The following is an 18914-nucleotide window of genomic DNA, read 5'->3' on the forward strand; positions in this document are numbered from 1 at the left end:
TACTTTTGACTTTTGACTTTTGACTTTTGAATTCAAATACCCCATCGTAATGCCGCTGTTTTTACAGGTGCATCCCAGAATTTAATCAGCTCATCATCCAACTTCAACAAAGTAATAGAACAACCTTGCATTTCCAAGGAAGTAATATAATGTCCAATCAAATTACGCATAATTTTTAATCCTTTTTGTTCGCATATTTCTGCTAATTTCCGATAGACAATATATAACTCAGAAATAGGAGTACCACCCATACTATTCACAAAAGCTAAAAGGCGATCGCCATGCTCAAACGGTAAATCTATCAACTCCACTTCCTGCCATTCTCCCTTCACCTCATCCCACTCCCGCACTATCCGACTATAACCAACATCTTCAATAATATTAATAGCCAACATTTCCACAATTTCATCCACTGATGTCATCGCCATTCGTTCTCGTCCTGGTTCCCCATGAATACCAATACCAAATTCAATTTCGTCATTATCTAACTCAAAGGTAGGACTACCCTTAGCAGGCGTCGTGCATGATGTCAATGCCATTCCCATACTTCGCCCATTGAGATTAACTTTCCGGCAAAGGTCAGCTATTTGCTTGAGATCGTAACCTGCTTCAGCAGCAGCACCACAAATTTTTTCTGCTAAAACTGTTGTCCCGACACCCCGTCGTCCTTGAGTAAAAAGACTATCTTTGACCGCTACATCATCATCTATTAATATATTCAAGACTCGGATATTTTCTGAGAGAGCAAGTTCGGTTGCCATCTCAAAATTCATCACATCGCCACTATAATTTTTGACAATGTTGAGAACACCTGCACCCGAATTAACTACTTTTGCTGCTTCTAACATTTGGTCAGGAGTCGGAGATGTGAAAATTTCACCAGGACAAGCAGCGTCTAACATTCCCATCCCCACAAAACCGCCATGCATGGGTTCGTGACCACTACCTCCACCGGAGATGATGGCAACTTTATTTTTAATTGGTGCATCAGCGCGGTAGATGAAATGGGGGTCGAGGTTGACTTTTATTAGATCCGGGTGAGCGATCGCCATACCTTGAAGACTTTCACGAACTACATCATTGGGGTTATTGATCAGTTTTTTCATAGGATATATCTTGATTGATAATTTTATTTATTAGGATTTACGCAGAATATTAAATTATACACAATCTGTGGGGGCGAATAGCCATTCGCCAGTTGGTTCGGAATTTGAGGTGGAACCGGATGAAAGTTTGGCAGCAATGCTGACTAAATTGCAAGACCTAATTGGTTGGAAATAATTGATCATCCTAAGATATTAAAAGGTACTTTGAGAGAGTATCAAAAACGAGGAGTTTCTTGGATTCAATTTCTGGAACAGTATTTTTTCCCGCAAAAATTTTTAACATTATGTGCAACTACAAAAGAAACAGTCCAAAAGGCTAAATATAATTTTAACTAATCAAAATATCTTAAACAATTGTTTCTTCAAATCAAAACAACTCTAATTTAGGCAAAATTATTAAAAATTATTCAACGTACTTGCTTTATTACAGCGATTTGTATCATACTTTAAACATTGATATGATGCTCTACTTGTATCTAACAGTAAAAATATTCTGTTTCTAGGAAGCTAAAAGCTAGTATTTACGTTAAAACTATCCTAAAAATCATAATTTGAACCTCGCTATAGATAACGGCAAAAAAACAAATTTCCCATAAGTATAAATACTTGAGTAAATATAACTATTGACAAATTGCTTTTTGTTGGTATCTCAACGTCAGCTTTTTTTCAACTAGAGATTAAGTCAGAGGAGAAAAAATTAAAATGTATAAAAAATCAAAAGAGCTCAGGGAAATCATCAGAAAAGTAGACAGCCTTTCACCAGAAGAGCAATTATCTTTAATGTCTTATTTAACAAATAGGCTGAAAATGTGTGAAATCAAAAAAAAGCCGAGTAGAGATTGGAAAGACTTAGAAGGAATAGCACCTAATTTACTAGAAGGAATGGATGCTCAAGAGTATGTTACTCGGATGAGACGAGGAGAGTTTCCCGAGTTAGAAATTCAACAAATGATGCAATATTTAGAAGAGTAACAGAATTGACTATATTATTGCTAGATGAATTAGAAATTTGAAGTAGGTTTTGGCTGTTGCTGGCATAAATATATATATAGATATAAGGAATAACAGAAAACTCAGACAACTTGTTTATTTATAACTGCAAATACGGTTTATTATCAAAAAATTGAAACAGCATGGCAACAGAAAGTATGAGACATAAAAATCGCTTATTTTTACCACACAAGTTTTTCATTTAGTTTAAAATCATCAGGTAATATTTTGAGATTATTACCTAATTTTAAAAGATAATTTTTTTTCATTTTTCCTGTCTCCATATATGGTTCTAGTAAATATAAATTTTTTAGTGCTTCTACTAAAGTAGTAATATTTGTCAATCTTTTGATTGTCACTCCAAAATTATTGCAGCTTGCTAGATTTGGGTATACAGCTTTAAAGACTTTTTTTGAAAGTTCGTACTCAAATAATTCTGCAAAAACAAAAATCCCTTGTCTTAAGTTAACTAAAAAACAGTGTGTTTCTGTATCATACCAAATCCGGTTTTCAAAACCCCATTATACTTAGGTGAAGTTTAGCCAGTGATAATTAGTTAAATTTTTAATTTCTGTTTTCATTTCACTCAGCACATTACATCTTTTCACTAAAATCTCTTCTAACTCATCAATAGTGTCAAAACACTGATTTACTAATGGCTCATCCACCAATTTCCATAAGCGTTCTGCAGGTTGTAAATAGGGGCGAATATGGTGGTAGAAATTCTATTTCTATTCCTTCTGGAATTTGACATTTTTGACTCCGATGCTATCCAGCATTATCCTCAATTAATAAGATTTTTTTTGTCTGAAACTCCTACATCCTCAGCAAATTGTTTGTCAACAACATTCAACCATAATGTATTGACTCTTGGGATTAAATACCCAGAGCTGTTTCTCCAGTTTTAGGCTTAACAAAACCATCAACATATAACCATTCATAACGATGATTAACATGGGCTTGAGGTCTTTGACATACTTGATTCCATACTTTCCTTAAAATTGGTTTGAATCCCACTCTATGCTCGTCAAAAAACCATAAATCTATTTCGACACTCGGATATTTTTTTTCTATCTCTTTTACTTTTAAAGGTAAGTTTTTTCTAAATTTTTCTTGTTCAATTAGAGAACATTTTTTATGTTTTGGCCAGGGACTTTGCCAGGAGTAGTTCAGCTTTTTTAAGTAATCCCACCCCCTTTGATTCCAAACTTTTTCCACTCCTGTTTCCCTTTCAATCCAACGGGCTACTTTTAGTCCTGTCCAAATGCCACCATCAAATGGTCTCTCTGCTAATTCTAGAGCTAATTTTTGAAATTGTTCTGGTTTTAATAGTTCTTTTTTCCCTCTTTTTCCTTTTTGAAGGTTGCGTTTACCATTTTTGACTTCAACTTCACCTAATTGATTGTATTTTTTGATTATTTCTCGGGCATAATCATAATTAATACCTATAGCGATCGCACTATTTTTCACTGTCCAACAATCTTGATACTTTCCACAATAAATGCCACCTTCTTGACTCTACTGGTTCTACAGTTTTTTTATACCTTTGTTTGAGTTCATCACAACTCAAATAATTTGCTAAATATACTTTTCTTGGCATTTCATTAATCCTATATATTTACCTTAAAGTATAATAGGGATTTGAAAACCGGATTTGGTATCATAAGTGCAAAAGCGTTTTTTTGTTCTGTGACGAGTTCTTTTATACAATAATTCACCCATATTTTGCTGACAAATAACCAAAATCAGAGGTATATTTTCAGTATCATCAATTCCAGCAATAAACCCACTAATCATATCCCAATCTTCTCTTGGAACTGTAATACCATTGACAGTTTTGAATTTAAGCGATGGGAATAAAGGAGTATTAGCTAATTTTAATAGTCGCTGCAACTCAGAAAATTTAGGGCTTTTTTTTGGCAGATATTCTTTAACTTTAGTATCGTTTTGTAGTGGCTTAATTTCCTCAATGTATTTTTTCTCTAAATTATCTAATTCTGATAGAGGAGCTTCAATATAGTAGATATAAACTTTATCCAATCCTTGCGTAGCAAATTGTTTGTAACGATGATGAGTTTTTCCTGCCCAACGTTTCTTCAAATTTTTAGCTTGACCTATATATAATATTTGATTTTGCTCATCTGCTATGAAATAAATTCCTGGTACATTAGGGATGAAGATCACGACTTCTTAAAGAACATTTGCCAGAAAATTTGGGTAAGTTATCCATAATTTTATCTGCTCAACTTTTTGACGAAATTTTATCAGTTAAGCTTTCATATTTGGACATTCTACTACTAAAATTAATGTACCAGATTTACATGGAATAAGCTGTAATACAAAAGCAAAATGAAAAAAACAATTTATCTAGCTAATCCTTATGGTTTCTCAGAGCAACAAAAAGAACTGCTGCTTCCTCCTATAACCGAAAAATTGAAATCTTTAGGAGCAGAAGTTTGGGAACCATTTGAACGAAACAACCAACAAGACTTCTCAAAGCCAGGATGGGCTTACATTATTGCTCAAGCAGATTTGAATGATGTAAGAAACTGCGATGCTATATTTGCTATTGTCAATGGCACACCGCCTGATGAAGGTGTAATGGTTGAATTAGGTGTGGCGATCGCCCTCAATAAAGAAGTTTTTCTGTTTCGAGATGATTTTCGTCGCTGCACAGATAGTGAAAATTATCCACTGAATCTTATGATATTTGCAGGTCTACCACAAAAGGGTTGGGAAGATTATTATTATAAGTCTGTGGAAGAAATTGATTCAAAACACAAAGCTTTATATAAGTGGCTATTAGAAGATTCTGAAATTACTTAGAGCTTACCGCTCTAATCTCAAAGCATTAACTGATATTGACTAAAGACTTTTTTCGGTAGAAAAAAGTGCCAGATATTACGCCCAAAACCCTCAAAAAGTTAGCATAAAAGGCAAACTAAGGACAGAAAAATTGAGGGACAAAACTTAGCTCCTACCTCCTCGCTCATTCCCCATTTCTCCTGAGGACTGAGGACTGAGGACTGAGGACTGAGGACTGACTCCTACCCTCACCCATAAGACTTTTTCCGCAAACCCTACTTATGGTCGGATATTATCTCCAAAATCAAATATAAAGTACCTAAATTTTATCCAAATCAAAGTCACACTTACCAATAGAAATTAATTTAGCCTGCCGTCCGTGGAGGGTTTTCTCAATAGTATTTCCTACATTAGAAAAACCCAAACAAACCCGCAAAAAATCGGGAGGATAATAAACCAACTTTTCAGCCCATTCAATAGCGACAATACCCAAAGGTACTTCCAAACCCTCCCAATAAATCTCCAAATTTAAAGCTTCAATTTCTGAACTTTCTAAGCGATATAAATCAAAATGATAAAGAGGAATTCTGCCAGAAAAATACTCATTAATCAAAGTAAAAGTAGGGCTATCAATTGTTTCTGTTATTCCCAAACCAGTACCCAGACCTTGAACAAAAGTAGTTTTACCACTACCTAAATTTCCCTCTAATAAAATTACACTACCAGCAGGCAAAATTTTCCCTAAATTTTTACCAAAATTGTGAGTTGCGACAGTATTTTGTAGTGACAAAAAAACTTCTTGGTTCATAATTATTTATCGCTATTGCTGATTTGAGGTATGTTAATTAATGGATAATTGATAATTGATAATTGATAATTGATAATTACCTCTCCCTTTTATACCAATTTGATAAATGTTTGTTACAAATGATAGAAGTAATACCAAATTCAAAAAAGGTAGTTACATCTTAATTAGTAATTTATTCCTATAATAAAAAAAAATTAATCCCATAATTTATAAAAATCAAACATTTTTTCCTCTTTTTTATCATATTTTTCTTTCCCTGTTCCCTGTTCCCTGTTCCCTGTTCCCTATGTTGTGACTGTAGCAATGTTTTATGAAATTGGTATAATAAAGAAGGAAGAAGGAAGCAGGAAGATGGTAAAAATATTGAAAAAAAGGGAAAAACGATAGATATAAATATCTAAAATGAACTGGAGCAACTATTTTTAAGCATATCCGATAAAACTCTACCCTTTTGTAGCGTTCTTTTTTCAAAGTGGTATTAGAGAGAGGATTGACTAAAAGGAAAAAATTTATTTTTTCCCCCTTGAAAGGGGAGGCTTTTAACCAGAATTATTTAATTATTTAATTATTAATTATTAATTATTCGGTAAGCATTCAGCATTCAGCTATCAGCTATCAGCTTCTGAGACATATCTATGTTTTTTGCCACAGAATTGTATAGGTTGGTAACTAAAGTTTGCTGTTCTTAGATTTCAATTATCTAATAGTAATAGTATAAGTTAAAAGAATGCTGACTTCATTTATTAAAAAGTACAGACTCGCTGAATGCTGACTGCTAATAGCTGAATGCTTACGAGGTATGATATTACGTCCGGATAAGAGGGCGAGCAAAAAACTTTCAGTAGTCCTGCATGGTAATGGTGAAGATATATCTTTTTTAATTTCTCCCGCACTCCCCATCCCCCCATCTCCCCATCTCCCCATCTCCCCATCTCCCGACTCCCAATCTCCCCACACACTCTCTACCATTACTATGCACCACCACCAAACTTTCTTCTTCTATCCTCTTTCTTCTTCTTTTTTCTTCTTTCTTCCCTCCTGACTCCAGAGTTCTGAGTTCTGACTCCTAAGTAATTAAGATTAATATCATACACTCATTCATCAACACCTATTTATTAAATTCAATACGCTCATACCACTGCAATAATACCTGTGCTAACATCATCGAATCGTGGCGAACAAAACCAGTTTCTTCATCCTCATACATCACATTAGTCAAAAGAATTTTCCTTCCTAAATTTCTAACTTCTTCACGGTCAAGAAAAACCGGATGAGAATCTTCTTGAGCATAACGAACTAATGCTTGTGCTGAAGGACTTTTTCCCTGAACTAAAACAGTATCAAATAGTCGCTTACCAGCAGCAACATCAATAGCACGAATATGGTCTGCCACAGTATATCCAGTAGTTTCTCCAGGCTGAGTCATAATATTACAAACATAAATACTAGGAATATTTCTAGAAGCCATTGCCTCAGCAATTTCAGACACTAATAAATTAGGAATCACGCTAGTATATAAACTACCAGGGCCAATAATAATATAGTCAGCTTCTTCTATTGCCTGTAAAACTTTGGGCAAAGCAAGAGGATGTTCAGGAGTACAGCCAATTTTGACAATTTTCCCCCTAGCTTCCGTAATATTAGACTCACCCTCAATACGTCGTCCATCAGCCAATTCTGCCCACAAATTCACATCAGTAAGAGTAGCAGGTAAAACCTGACCCCTTATAGCCAAAACTTGAGAACTAGCAGCTACAGCTTGTTCCAAATCTCCAGTCACCTCACTCATCGCCGTGAGGAAAAGATTGCCAAAACTATGTCCCACCAAACCATCACCAGCACGAAACCGATACTGAAACAACTCAGTTAATAACTTTTCCTCATTCGCCAGAGCTGCTAAACAATTACGAATATCCCCTGGTGGTAGTACCCCTATCTCTCGACGCAACCTACCAGAAGACCCACCATCATCTGCCACCGTCACAACAGCAGTAATATTAGCACTGTAATCCTTGAGACCTCTTAACAAGGTGGAAAGACCTGTACCTCCGCCAAGAGCAACTATCTTTGGACCTCGATTTAATCGCCGATGGGCAAGTAACCGATCCACCAATTTTTCCTCTCCCTCTGGTATTAACACCTGAGTAATGGAATTAATACTACGATTTTGACCCCAGAAGATAAAAAGTAAACCAGCAAAGATAATTATTGGCCCGGAAATATAATTAGGAACTATAGTCGTCACCCATCCCAAAAATTCTTTAAGTAGCCGTAGGGTGTAAAAAATTGGAGTCATTCCCGTCCATATTGATAGACCTAAGCTAGTCAGTAGTACGCCAGCAGCACTCAAGAGTAACCACCGCTTAATAAATAATCCTGGAGCTAGCCACTTAAACCATTGGCCAATTATCTGAGAATTGGTCTGACGACGTTTTGCAATAAAAAAATTACTTTTGAGAAAGATGCGTAGGGTTTTCTTGACTAAACTAGTTGACATAGCAATATTAGCCTTAGCTTGATTAAGGACAAATTTGTACAAAAATACTATCTACAATAAAGAAGATTCTGGGAGTATTATGGCGCTTCAGAACTAAATTATGTTGAGATGAAATGCCTTAACGAAGTCAGAAGTCATAACTCAGAAGTCATAAGTCAGTAGGGGCGTTAACGATAGTTATGCGAAGCAAACAGCCGTTTGCTGGCGCAAAGCTCCGAAGATCGCCCGTACATAAGTTGTTTTTGTAACGGTGATTTGAGCAACCCTCCAAAAACCCGATCGCCTTAAAAGGCGGGGTTCGCGACCCAATGATTTTGTTAACGAAGATAAACTAAGGAGATTTAATCAAATCAGGATACATATAGCAGGCAACAGGCAATAGTGGAAAAAGTATTTCTCTGTCTTACTGTTCATTATCAGCATAAGTCAAACACCAGCTCGTTCCTTCCTATAACAGCAGCCACGATAAATATTTGCTACAAATAATGGAGCATCTTGGTATAGAATTACTCTATTTTTGTCAAAACTGATTTATCTAATTGAGAGATAAAATATATCATTAATTGTTGATTTTTTCTTACTTCTTTCTTCTTTCCTCTGCTCTAGATAACTAATCACCTAGATAACTAAAACCTTCTTGCTTTTTCTTGACTTACAGTATTTGTAACATTATTTTTGGAAAATGGTATCACAGAAGACAAAGTTTAGAGGAGAAAGGCTGACTAAATCTCAAAGTTTGAGACTTTTATTATGCCCCCTTGCTATACTGCCAACAAAATCTGTTATGGTGCTACGCATTAAGTTTAGGACATAAATAGAAGCTGTTTGCGCAGCATTCCGTAGGAAAACCCTTTTGTATTTCTCTGTTGCCTATTGCCAGATGAGCTGTTGCCTTGCGCGTAGCGCTATACTTACTGCTTTTTTAAGGCCAATACATTATTGTGGACTGTTAAGTGTAAACGATGAATCACGAACCTATAATTGAACTGAAAGGAGTTAGTAAGTCATTCGGGTCTAATGTTGTTTTAGATGAAACAGACTTAACAATTTATCACGGAGAAGCATTGGCAATTATTGGTCCATCTGGAACTGGTAAATCTACAGTTCTGAGAATTATTGCTGGTTTATTGACTCCTGATGCTGGAGAAGTTTATGTCCAGGGACAGCGACGAGTTAGATGGATGGATGATTTGAAAGATCCAATTACTATTGGTATGGTCTTTCAAAATGCTGCTCTGTTTGACTCCCTGACAGTAGAAGAAAATGTGGGTTTTCTTTTGTATCAACAGAGTAAGTTACCACATTCCCAGATTCAGGAGTTGGTGCAACAGAAATTGGAAATGGTGGGGTTGGGTAATATTGGCGATCGCTATCCGGCAGAGTTATCTGGTGGAATGCGTAAAAGAGTTAGTTTTGCAAGAGCAATTATGACTAATCCAGAAAATCCTCATGATGACCCAGAAATATTATTGTATGATGAACCAACTGCAGGTTTGGACCCCATCGCTTCTACTGTAATTGAAGATTTGGTACGTCACTTACAATCTGTAGATGGTGGTTGTAGCACCTATGTAATGGTGACTCATCAACATAGTACCATTCGTCGCACAGCAGACAGAATTATATTTCTTTATCAGGGTAAGGTGCAGTGGATTGGTACTGTAGATGAAATTGATGTAGTGGACAATCCTTTGGTACAACAATTTTTTACAGGTACTGTAGATGGGCCGATTAAGGTACTGGATAGAGGTTTGACTGGAAGGCAAGGAACTTAACGAAGTTAGAAGTCAGAAGTCAGAAGCGGTGCGACCCCGCGACGACGCCAGCTCGCTTGCGGAATGCGCACTCCTGTGAGTCAGAAGTTAACCCACCCCTCGCCCCTCCCCCTCCCAGGAGGGGAAGTAGGGCATTTGAGCAAGGCTCCAAAAATATTGCGCCTTAAAAGGCAGGGTTTTAGACCCATGTTATTTTGATAATTGCCAGATTAAAGGCCAGAAAAATTAATAGATTTATAGTGCTGTGCGCAGACAACAGGCAATAGCGGTCAGACCCCGCGACGACGCAAGCTCGCTTGCGGAACGCTGACCAAGAGAGGCAACAGGGGAAATAAAAAACCGATAATATAAGACTTTTAGCTATTGGACAGTTCCTGTAATTTGTAAATATGCCAGCGCACATTGCTATAGAGCAGATAAATATAACTATAGCTTATTGATAATTTTGGGGAAACTATGCGATCGCGAACAGCTAGAGAAGGTTCAGTAGGTTTATTAACTTTGCTAGGATTAGGTTTATTTGGTGTATTGGTGCTTTGGTTGAAGGGAGTAAACTTAGGCCAACGTAGTTATAACGTAATAGTGGAATTTGAAAGTGCATCTGGTATGGAGTTAGGCACATCGGTTAGATATCGAGGTATTAATGTGGGACAGGTAGTAGGAATTAAACCAGGGCCAAATGGAGTAGATATTACTTTAGAAATTAAACCTGAAGATTTAATTATTCCCCGTGATGTGTTTATTCAAGCAAATACATCTTCATTTATTGGTACTGCAGTGATAGATATTACTCCTAGAGGTGGAATACCAGAATCAGAAATTTCTGCTGGTCCTTTATCCTCTAATTGTCCGGAAATAATTATCTGTAATAATGACCGTTTACAAGGGCAAGCAGGAGTAGAAATACAGCAACTATTAAGAGCAGGAATTCGTTTAATCGATCTATATAGTGACCCAGAGTTATTTAGTAATATCAAAATAATTGCTGAAAATACAGCTAATGCCTCTGCAGAAGCTTCTAAGCTAACAAAACAACTGGCTGATTTGTCAGAAACTATTAGAGGAGAAATCCAAGGTATAAGTCAATATTTAAGAGAAGATGTTGATGAAATAACAGGAATTATTAGAGCAGAAGTGGGTGGTTTGACTAATACTTTAGAAGGAGAAATAGGTGGTTTGACTAATACTTTGGAAGGGGAAATAGGTGGTTTGACTAATACTGTAGAGAGAGATTTGGATAGTCTAACTAAAACTGTAGAAAGAGAAGTCAATGATATTTCCAATGGCATAGCAAATGTGACTAAAGCTATGGAAGAATCTACAGCAAAAGTTTCCGAGGCAGCGATCGCCTCTGCAAATTCTGTAGAGGAAGTAGCGAATAAATTTAGTTTAACAGCAGACCAGATTAATTCAATTGTTAATACAAATCGTTCTACTCTAATAGCAACTTTAGATAATATTGAGAAAACGACGGAAGATTTAGCAGTGTTAATGGAAAGTTTAAGTCCGATAGTTAGCGAGCTAGAAAGAGGAGAATTAATTGGCAATTTAGAAATATTATCAGCAAATGCAGTAGAAGCTTCCGCTAATTTAAGAGATATTTCTAGTGACTTAAATAGTTCTACAAATATAATTATGTTGCAACAAACATTAGATTCAGCTAGAGCAACATTTCAAAATGTGCAGAAAATGACATCAGATTTAGATGATTTAACTGGGGATGATAGATTTAGGAGAAGTCTTAAACAAATTATTAATGGATTAGGTGATTTATTCTCTTCAACAAAGCAGTTAGAACAGCAAACTCGGATGGCAAAAAATATTGAAACTTTGTTAAAAGATAGTGGTAGTTCAGAGGTTAGTAAATTGACAGATTTGAGGGAATAGGGAATAGGGAATAGGGAATAGGGAATAGGGAATGAGAAACGCCGAAGTAGTCCAGTAGGGTGCGTTAATGAAATGTAACGCACGCCTTTCACAGCAAGGGGTGCGTGAGATGTTAAACCGACCATTATTCCAGAAATGGTAAGCGTAAAGTCACTTGACTTGGCAAGTCATGTCATCCGCCAAGAAATAAATTTCTTGGCTTAAAGCAGAAGTCATCTTTAGATGACTAAAGTATAGCTAATATCATGTTCCCCCTCCGGGGGAGCTACGCTAACGGTAGAACAGTTATAATTAGGCTCGTAGTTAGGCTTTAGCCCTTACAATACTTACTATTAGGGCTAAAGCCCAACTACAAACAAAAATTTGATTATAAGTAATTATCCTAACATGATATAACTTTAAAAATTCTTACTTTTGACTTTTGACTTTTGACTTAAAATGACTTTTGACTTCCGTAAAAAGCTATATCTACTCCTGCAAAGCAGCTAAAACTTGGTCGTGAATTATCCCATTACTAACAACCACGCCACGGTTATCAACCATCTTCGCTCCATCAGCAAAATTTAACGGTTTACCATAAAGGTCGGAAACACGTCCCCCAGCTTCTTCCACAACGATCGCTCCAGCAGCATGATCCCAAATATTCTCTCGATAGTTAGGAGACTTCGGTGAAGGCAAACGCAAATATAAAGCAGCTTGTCCAGATGCCACAATACCATACTTTGCCTGAGAGTCTACCCGTACAGAAGGCGCAGTAATACCCGCAGCTTTCGCTACTGCATTCTGACGGTCTTGGTCACCGTGAGAACTTTCCACACTTTCCACAAACCTGAGATTAGTAGTATCACCAGCTTTCACCACATGAATAGGAGTCAATTCACCTCCTGCTATTGGCATCATTGCTGCTCCTTCACCCCGCACCGCTACATACAGCATCCCTGGTTGATTATTTTCTACTGGCATCGCCGGACAAGCTAACACCCCTACTTTAACTTCTCCTGCTTCCACCAATGCCAACGCCACTGCATATTGGTCTTGACGTAAAAACCCTTTTGTGCCATCAATGGGGTCTAAAGTCCAATAACGAGGTCCGACTTTACCGTTACCTTGGTTAATCCACTGTACTATCTGTTCTGGAGTAGCATCTGCTATCTGTTCTTTTACATAATTTGTCACTTTTGTCAAATTTTCTGCCATTTCTGGACTTTGTAATTCAGTGGCGTCTTCTTCTCCTACCACTGGATCATCTGGAAAGGCCTCACCCAAGGCTTTGCAAATCAATGCCTGAGCGCCATAGTCAGCAACAGTTACCGGACTTTTATCACCTTTTTCCATTGCCGGCGGAATATTTCCACGAACCTGTTCGCAGAGTTTAGCTGCTGCTAGAGCAGCTTCAATTGCTATTTGTTTTTCGCGTTCGTAAGCCATGAGTAGTTTTAAATTAGGTACTATTCATAGCATATAGTAGTGTTTGAATATTTAGAACTAGGTTTAGCGCCCAAAACTATAGGAGTTAAGCATTAGACATCTTCTCCAAAAGAGGGAACAGGGAACAGGGAACAGGGAAGAATAATTGATTTGATTTTTGATTTTTACCAGATGTATATTAAACATCTCCTATAATCAAAACAGGACTTACACAAAAGACGAAAATGAAAATATAGATCATTTGTAGATATTAACGGCCGTTAACCCCTATATTTTGTGGTTATGCGTAATATCATGTTCCCCCTCCGGGGGAGCTGCGCTAACGGTTGAATACTTATAACTAGACTTTTGTGAGGAGTCAGGAGTCAGGATAGAAGAAAGGATAAAAAGAGGAAATATTGGAGATGGGGTATTGATAATTTCAGTATTTCTTTAGTACTCTCGGTATTGTCAGTCCTTAAACTTGATTTATCACTAATTATCCGAATATGATATAAGTCCCGAAAAAATAAAGTCAATTATCCCACAGAAATTATCAATAGAGTTGTTGGGAATTAAGCTAAAAAAATGGCTCAAACCCTTATTAGTCAAAGCTTATAGCGTTTAAAAGCCCTAAAATGCTGAAAACCTTATATAGTAAGCTTTTGAGCATTGTTCAATTTTTATTTCCCAACAACTCTAATTATTTTCCTCTACTCCCTACTCCCTACTCCCTCTTTTCTAGGAGATGTCTATTATGATTATTAATGATATTTGACTTTATTATTTATGATGCACAATTTCATCCCACCAGAAAGATTTTTTCCCTATCTCACCTGGCAAGATATTGAAACAATGCCAAATAAGGAAAATGTAGTAATTATTCAACCAGTGGGTTCTATTGAACAACATGGTTTTCATTTACCTATAATTGTTGATTCAGCGATCGCTACTTTTATTACAGGTAAAGCACTAGCTAAACTCGACTCTAATATTCCTGCCTATGCCTTACCAACTCAATATTACGGTAAATCTAACGAACATTGGCATTTTCCTGGTACCATTACTCTCACCGCCCAGACTTTGATGGCAGTATTAACAGAAATGGCTGAAAGTATCTATCGCTCTGGGTTCCGCAAATTGGTATTTTTGAACGCACATGGTGGACAACCACAAGTTATCGAAATTGTGGCGCGAGACTTGCACCAGAAATATGAGGATTTTTTGCTATTTCCGCTTTTTGCTTGGCGCGTACCTCACCCAAGTAAAGAATTGTTCACACCAAAGGAAATGGAATTGGGAATTCATGCAGGAGATGGGGAAACAAGTATGATGTTGTCAATGTTGCCGGAGACGGTAAAAATGGATAAGGCAGTAACGGAATATCCTCAAGATTTGCCAGAAGACAGTATGTTAAGTATGGAAGGGCAGTTACCTTTTGCTTGGTTAACGCAGGAGTTAAGTTGTAGTGGTGTTTTGGGTGATGCCAAGGTAGCTACGAAAGAAAAAGGCGATCGCCTGATTGAGGCTTTTACTGATAGTTGGGTGCAGGTTATTCAGGACGTTTATAAATTTCAGCAACCAAAACAAAAATCTAACTCGCGATCATAATTGGTAGTTGTATCATGTCCGGTTTAATACTTAAACAATAGAGTTGTCGCTAAATAAAGGGAAAAAATCACTCTAACCTAGACAGAGCAATAATTCCAAGCATTTTTGCTATCCAATAGCTACAATCTTTACAGAACAAGGTTTTTGGGATTTTTTTAAGTTATAAAGCGACAAGTCTAATAAAATAATTCAAGCAATCATGGTATAATTGGCGAGTATTTATGTATTGGTTAAAAATTCCCAGAACGCTTACTATCCAATTTGATATGATTGCTATGGATATCAAGATCAGACTAATAAAAAAACTCTTTTTACGAGTTCTCACTGTTTTAATAATAATTATCTTTACTCAGTCTGCCGTCATTAGCATTAGCCCAGAGAATAACCCACTTAAGCCACCTGCCACTAATAGTCCCCGTACTACTATGTCAGGATTTATGAAAAATATGAATGAGGCTTATACACTAATTATGGAAGCTGAAGAGCAGGCCAAAACAGAGGGGGGATTATGGTATTCTAAGGCAGTGCGGAAAAAAGGCTATGAAGCAAACTTAGCTCTAGAGCGGGCGATCAATGCCTTAAATCTTGTAGATATTCCCCCAATTAATCGTCAAGATATTGGTACAGAATCTGCATTAATGCTGAAGGAGATATTAGACCGCCTTAAATTACCTAAAGCTAATATGATTCCTAGTCGAGAAGATGTTGTATCTAAATCCCTAAAGCGCTGGGAAGTTCCAGGGAGTGAGATTGCAATTGGGTTAGTTGAGGAAGGTTTCAATGTCAACGAATTTCTCTTCACCCCTGGAACAGTTAAGCGTATCAAAAAATTTTATGAATTGATCGAAAAATATCCCTACTATGAATTGAATTCCTGGAAAACATCTCCTGGGTTCTACAGATTCTATATCACTACACCAGGCTATCTCCTACCTCCCAAGTGGAGTAGATGGTTACCAACGCCAAAAAATACTGTGCTACTTTACGGCCAGGCCCTCTGGCAATGGGTTGGTCTGGCTATAATCACCTTCGTAGTATTCGCTATCATTTTTGGGGCTAGATTTTTACTCAAACGATATATTAGGAATGCTAATCCCCACAAAAAAGTATGGTTGGGATTATTCATACCAGCCTTAACATTATGGATGACTAACTTTTGGGAATTTACGATCAATAAATACATTAATATTACGGGCGCACTCCTCAATAATATACTGACATTATCAACTATTGTGGAAGGTGGTGTTTTGGCTTGGTTCGCTTTTATGGTATTCGATGCCATTGGTTGGACTATTATCTCCAATATGCCTCAAGAAAATACATCCATTGAAGCAATACTCGTCCGCAATGGAGTTCGCTTGCTAGGAGTTTTGGCAGGACTCACAGTTTTTTACACTACTAGCAAAGAAATTGGCATAGCTGTTGGACCAATAATAGCTAGCTTTGGAATTAGCAGTATTGCTATTGGGTTGGGAGTTAAACCATATATAGAAAATGTAATAGGTGGTTTAACCTTATTTTTGAACCGCCCAATAAAGATTGGGGATTTTTGCGAATTAGGTGGTGTCATGGGCACAGTAGAAGATATTGGTTTGCGCTCTACATTGATTCGCACGGAAGATCGCAAACTAATTTATGTCCCGAATACAGTAGTATCCACATCGCAAATTGTCAATCATAGTCAGCGCGACAAATATTCTTTTAAGCGCACACTTTCATTGAGCTATGACAGCATTCACGAAGAGTTAGGAGAAACCATGGAAAACCTACGAAATATGCTCGCTCAACATCCAAAACTTTCCGAAGAACGTATTAGTCTTAGCAGTTTGAGTAATGAGGCAATTGATGTTGATATTTTCGCATATATCTTAACTAGAGATTTAGATGAATCTATCTCGATCCAAGAGGAAATACTGCTCAACATTAGTCCAACTCTTGACCTCACAGGAGCAAAGGTAGTCGCACTTACTGTATAAAACACAATATAATCTTCTAATACAAGCACTATTAATAATAGTTCTAACGTTAGTATAGAGATGTAATATCATGTCCGGTTGAACACTTATTATTAAGATAGCGAGGGAGTAGGGGAGTAGAGAAAATAGACATATTTACTGTTTAATATAGAATCCGGGTAATTACTATAGCTAAGTCATTGCGACTGGAACGGAGTGGAAGGAAGCAATCTCAGGGGTGCGCGGAGATTGCTTCCTATCGTCGCAATGACAACTATTCAACCGGATTTTATACAAGCAAGAGGATAAGTTTTTTTCATCACGCTCTTATCCGGACATCATATAATACCAATTTGATAACTGTTTGCTACAAATAGTTAGGCTATTTCTTAGGAGTCAGGAGTCAGGATGAATAAAAGATTTGAATAGTATTAATTTTTAAATTTGGGAACGGGAACGGGAACAGGCAAGATGCCCATTCCACAAGACTACAAAATTTACTTCTTCCTTCTTCCCTCTTCCTTCTTCCTTCTTCCTTCCTATAGCAACGATAAAACAATTTCAGCCAACTTTTGTGCCGCTCCTGGTTGACCTCTAACACTTCTAAGATGATCGCGCATTTCGGCTAATTTTTCTGGATGAGTCAAAAAATCTAATACCAATTCTGCTATTGTTTCCGGTGTCAGTTTCCCTACCAACTCCGGTACAATTTCCTGTTTTGCCCAAATATTAGGCCAAGCAAAAAGTTTTCCCTTGCGCAACACTAACCAATTAATTCCGGCGGCAAAAGCAGCTCCTACCCCTGGTAAATTTGCTAACAACCCAGGCAAACCATCCCAAGCTCTCATAATATCTAGTTGTTGGGTGGGTAATAATACAATCATCGGTATTGCTAAGGAACCCAACTCAGCAGTATTAGCACCAACTGTAGTCAAGCAAAGACGACATTGGGAAAGTAGATCGTAAGCAGGAGTGCGCGTTATTAATTCCACCTCTAGACCTGTAGGTGTCACCAATTTAGGATTTTCTGTCTCAGAGTCTAGAGGAATTAATAATTTCGCCTCAACACCACCCATTTTTTGAACTGCCGGATTTTTTCGAGAGTCGGCAAAACTGGCTAAAGTAGATAATTCTAGAGTAGGAGCAACTGGAATAATAAATCTAGTTTGCGGGCGTATTTTGTGGAGATGTTGAGCGATCGCTAAAGTTAAAGGTACGCCCAAAGATAATTTAGTAGGTTTAGACCCAGGCAATAACCCAATTAATTCAACAGTATTTTTCTCTGTTGCAGGTAAATCTAAATTACTGCTCACCCTTTTAAGGGGGTCAAAAAGAAATTTCTGCATTTCAAGCCTCCCTATTGCAGAGGTACTGATAACTGATAACTGATAACTGATAACTGAATTTGCTTCCGCCATCAAATCTCCCACTACTGTAAATTTTTCAGCATATTTTGATGGTACTTGAGCAGCAACTTCTGGTTTCATTACGCCAAATTTATCTATCCAGCGCCACCATCTAGCATCCCATTCAGCATAAATAACAGTACGATAACCAAGACGTTTTCCTACCGCAACAGTAAAAAATTGGTCGCCTCCCAAAAATAAAACTATTCCCTGGGGATGCCAATGCCAATTTTCCGCCGTTTTTCCCTGAAGCAAAAACCGCCAAAAATATTCTGCGGGTTGTACTCGGTCTATTTCTGGATAAGAAAGAGCGATCGCTGCTTCTTTTCCGGTAGCATGGGGACAAGGTGAGAGAATGATAGAAATTCGGATATCAGTATTTGCCTGTTGTCGTAACTGTTGCACAACAGGTCGCACCCAAGTAACTAATTCTCCCGGGCCATTTGAGAGGATGACAATATCAATTTTCATAGAGAGGTGATAGGTCGTAGGTGGTAGTTGGTAGGCGATCCCATAACATTCTGGCAAACCCGCAGGTAGCGGTAGGTTTTCAACCCAAGTGAATTGTATAGGTATTAGTTCAACAATTAACAATTAATAATTAACAATTAATAATTACCGAAAAATTATGGTCTAAACTCTCTCCTTTTAAGGGGATAAAAAAAGA

General features: G+C 37.2%; 16 protein-coding genes. 6 read left to right on the top strand and 10 right to left on the bottom strand.

Annotated elements, in window-relative coordinates:
• Positions 1-32: 32 nt before the first annotated feature.
• Positions 33-1106: a dihydroxyacetone kinase subunit DhaK gene (gene dhaK, locus F6K23_RS12355; protein WP_293155348.1), complete on the bottom strand. Its 1074-nt coding sequence runs from the start codon at positions 1104-1106 to the stop codon at positions 33-35.
• A gap of 702 nt (positions 1107-1808) precedes the next feature.
• On the opposite strand from dhaK, the gene F6K23_RS12360 reads away from it, so the two are divergent.
• Complete coding sequence (locus F6K23_RS12360) at positions 1809-2078, top strand: hypothetical protein (RefSeq protein WP_293155351.1); 270 nt, start codon at positions 1809-1811, stop codon at positions 2076-2078.
• A 200-nt stretch (positions 2079-2278) separates the two neighbouring features.
• Here F6K23_RS12360 and F6K23_RS12365 read toward each other — a convergent pair whose 3' ends face one another.
• From F6K23_RS12365 to F6K23_RS12380, 4 genes are all read right to left on the bottom strand, one after another.
• On the bottom strand, positions 2279-2455 hold the full coding sequence (locus F6K23_RS12365; RefSeq protein ID WP_293155353.1) for a hypothetical protein: 177 nt from the start codon (positions 2453-2455) through the stop codon (positions 2279-2281).
• A 517-nt stretch (positions 2456-2972) separates the two neighbouring features.
• Positions 2973-3566 carry a winged helix-turn-helix domain-containing protein gene (locus tag F6K23_RS12370; protein ID WP_293155356.1) on the bottom strand — a complete coding sequence of 198 codons (594 nt, stop codon included), beginning with the start codon at positions 3564-3566 and terminating at the stop codon, positions 2973-2975.
• Entirely contained in the window at positions 3556-3696 is a 141-nt protein-coding gene (locus F6K23_RS12375) for a hypothetical protein (protein ID WP_293155359.1), read from the bottom strand. The genes F6K23_RS12370 and F6K23_RS12375 overlap by 11 nt, the downstream gene beginning before the upstream one ends.
• 23 nt (positions 3697-3719) lie before the next feature.
• A complete protein-coding gene (locus F6K23_RS12380; protein WP_293155362.1) occupies positions 3720-4280 on the bottom strand; it encodes a GIY-YIG nuclease family protein in 561 nt (186 codons plus the stop codon).
• 165 nt (positions 4281-4445) lie between these two features.
• Between F6K23_RS12380 and F6K23_RS12385 the strand changes: the two genes are divergently transcribed.
• Positions 4446-4922, top strand: coding sequence for a nucleoside 2-deoxyribosyltransferase (locus F6K23_RS12385; protein ID WP_293155364.1), 477 nt, complete (start codon positions 4446-4448; stop codon positions 4920-4922).
• 298 nt (positions 4923-5220) lie between these two features.
• Here the strand turns inward: F6K23_RS12385 and tsaE are convergent, their stop codons facing one another.
• The 3 genes from tsaE to yvcK form a co-directional block, all read right to left on the bottom strand.
• Positions 5221-5709 carry a tRNA (adenosine(37)-N6)-threonylcarbamoyltransferase complex ATPase subunit type 1 TsaE gene (tsaE, locus tag F6K23_RS12390; RefSeq protein ID WP_293155367.1) on the bottom strand — a complete coding sequence of 163 codons (489 nt, stop codon included), beginning with the start codon at positions 5707-5709 and terminating at the stop codon, positions 5221-5223.
• Between the two features lie 696 nt (positions 5710-6405).
• Positions 6406-6633 carry a hypothetical protein gene (locus tag F6K23_RS12395; protein ID WP_293155370.1) on the bottom strand — a complete coding sequence of 76 codons (228 nt, stop codon included), beginning with the start codon at positions 6631-6633 and terminating at the stop codon, positions 6406-6408.
• Positions 6634-6817: 184 nt separating this feature from the next.
• Positions 6818-8206 (bottom strand): uridine diphosphate-N-acetylglucosamine-binding protein YvcK, encoded by a 1389-nt coding sequence (gene yvcK / locus F6K23_RS12400; RefSeq protein WP_293156143.1) that lies wholly within the window; start codon positions 8204-8206, stop codon positions 6818-6820.
• Positions 8207-9168: 962 nt separating this feature from the next.
• Between yvcK and F6K23_RS12405 the strand changes: the two genes are divergently transcribed.
• Complete coding sequence (locus F6K23_RS12405) at positions 9169-9981, top strand: ABC transporter ATP-binding protein (RefSeq protein ID WP_293155373.1); 813 nt, start codon at positions 9169-9171, stop codon at positions 9979-9981.
• A gap of 456 nt (positions 9982-10437) precedes the next feature.
• The gene (locus tag F6K23_RS12410; protein ID WP_293155376.1) at positions 10438-11868 is read left to right on the top strand and encodes an MlaD family protein; all 1431 of its coding nucleotides are present in this window, start codon (positions 10438-10440) and stop codon (positions 11866-11868) included.
• 468 nt (positions 11869-12336) lie between these two features.
• Here F6K23_RS12410 and F6K23_RS12415 read toward each other — a convergent pair whose 3' ends face one another.
• Positions 12337-13296, bottom strand: coding sequence for a 3'(2'),5'-bisphosphate nucleotidase (locus F6K23_RS12415; protein WP_293155379.1), 960 nt, complete (start codon positions 13294-13296; stop codon positions 12337-12339).
• Between the two features lie 771 nt (positions 13297-14067).
• Here F6K23_RS12415 and F6K23_RS12420 point away from each other — a divergent pair.
• Both F6K23_RS12420 and F6K23_RS12425 read left to right on the top strand, forming a co-directional pair.
• Entirely contained in the window at positions 14068-14886 is an 819-nt protein-coding gene (locus F6K23_RS12420) for a creatininase family protein (RefSeq protein ID WP_293156146.1), read from the top strand.
• A gap of 275 nt (positions 14887-15161) precedes the next feature.
• Positions 15162-16862, top strand: coding sequence for a mechanosensitive ion channel family protein (locus F6K23_RS12425; protein ID WP_293155382.1), 1701 nt, complete (start codon positions 15162-15164; stop codon positions 16860-16862).
• Positions 16863-17380: 518 nt separating this feature from the next.
• Here F6K23_RS12425 and F6K23_RS12430 read toward each other — a convergent pair.
• Entirely contained in the window at positions 17381-18718 is a 1338-nt protein-coding gene (locus F6K23_RS12430) for a lipid-A-disaccharide synthase (protein ID WP_293156149.1), read from the bottom strand.
• Positions 18719-18914 lie beyond the last annotated feature (196 nt).

It is taken from the genome of Okeania sp. SIO2C9, assembly GCF_010672455.1.
Lineage (GTDB): Bacteria > Cyanobacteriota > Cyanobacteriia > Cyanobacteriales > Microcoleaceae > Okeania.